Origin of the sequence: Paenibacillus sp. An7 (genome assembly GCF_009870785.1) — a bacterium.
Lineage (GTDB): Bacteria > Bacillota > Bacilli > Paenibacillales > Paenibacillaceae > Paenibacillus.
This window is the reverse complement of the sequence record NZ_WTWX01000055.1, coordinates 1-3,119: the sequence shown is the minus strand read 5'-3', so window position 1 is coordinate 3,119 and position 3,119 is coordinate 1. Positions and strand designations below refer to the sequence as shown.

Annotated in this window: 4 protein-coding genes and 1 pseudogene; 3 read left to right on the top strand and 2 right to left on the bottom strand. The window is 36.4% G+C overall.

Annotated features, from left to right (window positions below):
- From GQY27_RS21855 to GQY27_RS21025, 3 genes and pseudogenes are all read left to right on the top strand, one after another.
- Window positions 1-212: pseudogene (locus GQY27_RS21855) on the top strand (hypothetical protein); the annotation flags it as partial.
- Window positions 122-340, top strand: a complete 219-nt coding sequence (locus GQY27_RS21030; RefSeq protein WP_160037218.1) for a helix-turn-helix domain-containing protein — start codon at window positions 122-124, stop codon at window positions 338-340. The pseudogene GQY27_RS21855 and the gene GQY27_RS21030, both read left to right, overlap by 91 nt.
- A gap of 104 nt (window positions 341-444) precedes the next feature.
- Entirely contained in the window at window positions 445-825 is a 381-nt protein-coding gene (locus GQY27_RS21025; protein ID WP_160037217.1) for a hypothetical protein, read from the top strand.
- Between the two features lie 51 nt (window positions 826-876).
- On the opposite strand, the gene GQY27_RS21020 is transcribed toward GQY27_RS21025, so the two are convergent.
- Entirely contained in the window at window positions 877-1,593 is a 717-nt protein-coding gene (locus GQY27_RS21020) for a phosphodiester glycosidase family protein (protein ID WP_160037216.1), read from the bottom strand.
- Between the two features lie 822 nt (window positions 1,594-2,415).
- On the bottom strand, window positions 2,416-2,817 hold the full coding sequence (locus tag GQY27_RS21015) for a PBECR3 domain-containing polyvalent protein (protein ID WP_236570684.1): 402 nt from the start codon (window positions 2,815-2,817) through the stop codon (window positions 2,416-2,418).
- Window positions 2,818-3,119: the final 302 nt, after the last annotated feature.

The following is a 3,119-nucleotide window of genomic DNA, read 5'->3' as shown; positions in this document are numbered from 1 at the left end:
ATATGCTAAACATGATTGATAAGGGAAATGGTAAAAAGGTTGTCTATTCGCTGTACGTTGAAGAAAAAAGCGCAAAAGAGGTATCTGCAGAAATGAATATGACTGTACAGGCGGTGAATAAATGGAAGAGACAGACACTCGAGGATTTGAAGAAGAAGGTCTCGCACAACTACTCGTCAAAGCAAGATCCGGTGAAGACAAAGCTATCCTGAAAATACTAGAAATTTATCACCCCGAAATGGAAAAATTATCGAAAACGATCAGAATGCCGAAAGAAGATGCAATGCAAAGCTTACGTCTTGAGCTAATAGAATTTATTAAAAATTATAACAATAAATAAAAAAAACCTTGTGGATATTATTGGACACGACTTCTTTTTTTTGTAACTTTTTTCGGAGTCATGCGTCTACATATTGTGAGTACCTAAAGGAAGGATGAAAGAGATTGAAGACAAAAAAGAAGTGGTATGTATTGTCGGGTAGTCTTGTTCTGATGATAGCGCTTGGTATTTGGTACGTTTTAAGTTCTGATATTTTGCTAGGATGGCCATCTCCATCTAAGCAACAGGAATATTACAAAGGTACTATTGTCGAAATAGTTGAGGAAAATTCCACAATTGACGGCGATAAGGTACTTCACTCTATAAAACTCGACACTGGAGATGTGCTAACAGTAACTAAAAATACAATGTTTTTTGATCAGACAAGTGATGTCAAACGAACAGAATCCGATTTTGGTGTAATACAAGAAGGCGTTGAAGTCGAAGCATGGAGTAGACAAGTCAATAATCATATGTTTGAAGCATTTGAAATAACAGTGAAGTAGAAATTAACAAAAAACAAGCCTTTCTAAAGGCTTGTTTTTTGTTGTTTCATATTAGTTTTTATTAATTAATTTAATCATGTTCCAGACATATCTTCCTGGACTCGGATCTGTACCATCGGCTTGAATGAGTTCACCATTAGCATGAACTTGCATTTGTACTGAGCCTGATCCATCCAAGAAAATTGCATTGTAGCAGCCAAGATCATTTTTAAAAAAATCTCGAAGACCATAGAGGCTCTTAAATACAGTGGAAGTAACTAAGTAAGCGTATACCCCATTGGTCTCGTTTTTAAATCCAATACCAGAACGTCTTGTTAGCGGAAGACTAGGTGAAACTACTTCCCATTGTTCAGCTTCTAACAGTTGTTCAAACTGGGCCTCAGTCCCTGGTAGATTCAAACTACCTCCACCAATAACAGTCTTAAACTGTGAGGCACTTAGACCTAGCTTATCTTTTAGATCGGTCATCGTAGTACACCGCTGAACACCAGCTTTTGTTACGCCATTGTCCGTAAAAGTAAAGAATGTGCCCCTGTTACGGTCACCCCCAGCGTTACTTCCAGGATTTTGTGTTACACCATCATAACTGATAGAAAGACCGGCGTAAGGAGGAGATGAATAGCTAGTAGATGCAAAAAATCCCCCATTAATTCCATAGTTGTTAGTAGAGCAAACTGGCTTCTTAATTACTTCAGAAACAATATTACTTACATGTGTTTTAATTACGCGATATCCGTCTCTCTCAAAGTAAGAATAGTTAATAGCCATTTTCTTATCCCTCATTCTTCAGTTAGTAAAGACGGGGACCAAGAGGAAGTGGTTGTCCCAAACCGCTCTCTCCTCTTCGTCTTTCACTTACTAAGGAGTTTTTATTGAGGGTTTTGAAACCAAGATTCATCAAGGGATGAATTTCTTTTTTTGGGATTTTAAATTTCAGCTGCTCGAAAGAGCAGCGTTCGGCCGGTAACGGCCACCATATTGCTTTTCAGATGAACCGGTTCTCATGATTTATGAAAATTTTAGCTCCGTGGCGCATTGTTAAGAGATAGAATTGAATTGGATAATAAAACACTTTATTAGATAATGAATTAAAATTCGAACACGATAAATTCACAAAAAACGAACTTAACAATATGGAAACTAAGGATTTAGAGTAGTATATAGGATAAAGAGCTTATTATCGAAGGTTCTCAAGAAAGAAAAATATTCTTTCGGTAAGCGTTAATATAAAAAGCCGGTCCGTATGTACATGGCCGGTTTTTTGAAATTTATAAAGGGCTCTTAGAAAATCCATTAAAAAACAATGAATTTTCAAGGTTTTTTATAAATATACAAGCAAAAAGACCCCTTTCGGGGTCCATTCATTTATAGGATCAAAGCAGGGCGGCGTATCCTGATCTCTGGTAACTTACCTTTCGGTAAGCGCGTGGGGAACCTTTCCCACCTCAATGATCCTTAGTTCATATTATAGTCAAGAAATCGAAATTTAATGTCATATACCTAAAAGATATACTATGTATATTATAGTATCTTATCCATTAACTATAGTCAACAGATAAGATAGGGAAAATTGAATAAAACTAATACAAATTACTCTACGTATTGGACGAGACGTTTGCTACGTAGACGCTTTTCTAACTTTACTGCAGCATTGTTTAAATCGTAAAAGGAAAATATATATAAGTACCCGGCCGGGTCTAATTTAATCGCCAATAGAACAGTATCAGTAACTACTTTAATAAGTTCCACACTATTCGGAACCGTTGGGTTTTTGCCAACGTAATCCGGATGTGAAATCATCTCCGGAATCAAGTGACCATACTGCTCAATAATCCCTGGATGCTCTCGTTTGATGTGTCGAATCGCACCTGGGTAGATTTGTACTTCAGCAACTGGGAAATTTATGCCCGTCAGCCTTTTGATACTTTCAATATTAAGTTTCCCAACGATTTGAACGTCAGTAGCGTTGATATTTATATTATATGATTCCAAGGCTTCGTTCCTCTCCCAAGCGGTTAATAAGGTGAGTATACTTGAATCAGACCGAGTGTTACAGATGTTTTTCATATTGTTTGATTTCCCCTTGCATATTTGTTTTGATATTAGCATTATATGTAAACGATTCTGATAATTTAACAAGTCTTGGGTCGTTCAGGGCCAAGTATATACTGTTGTACTTGCGTATTTGATTAAAAAAAGGACAATTAAAATCAATTTTAAGCAATTTTTATGACCAGTTACCCATAAACAAAAACAAAAATCGTTTTAAACGGACATGAGAAGGCCATTTTAAG

Excerpts from the sequence above, each read along its gene's own strand:
- GQY27_RS21020 (WP_160037216.1), bottom strand. The coding sequence starts at position 1,593 with ATGGCTATTAACTATTCTTACTTTGAGAGAGACGGATATCGCGTAATT.
- GQY27_RS21030 (WP_160037218.1), top strand. The coding sequence starts at position 122 with ATGGAAGAGACAGACACTCGAGGATTTGAAGAAGAAGGTCTCGCACAA.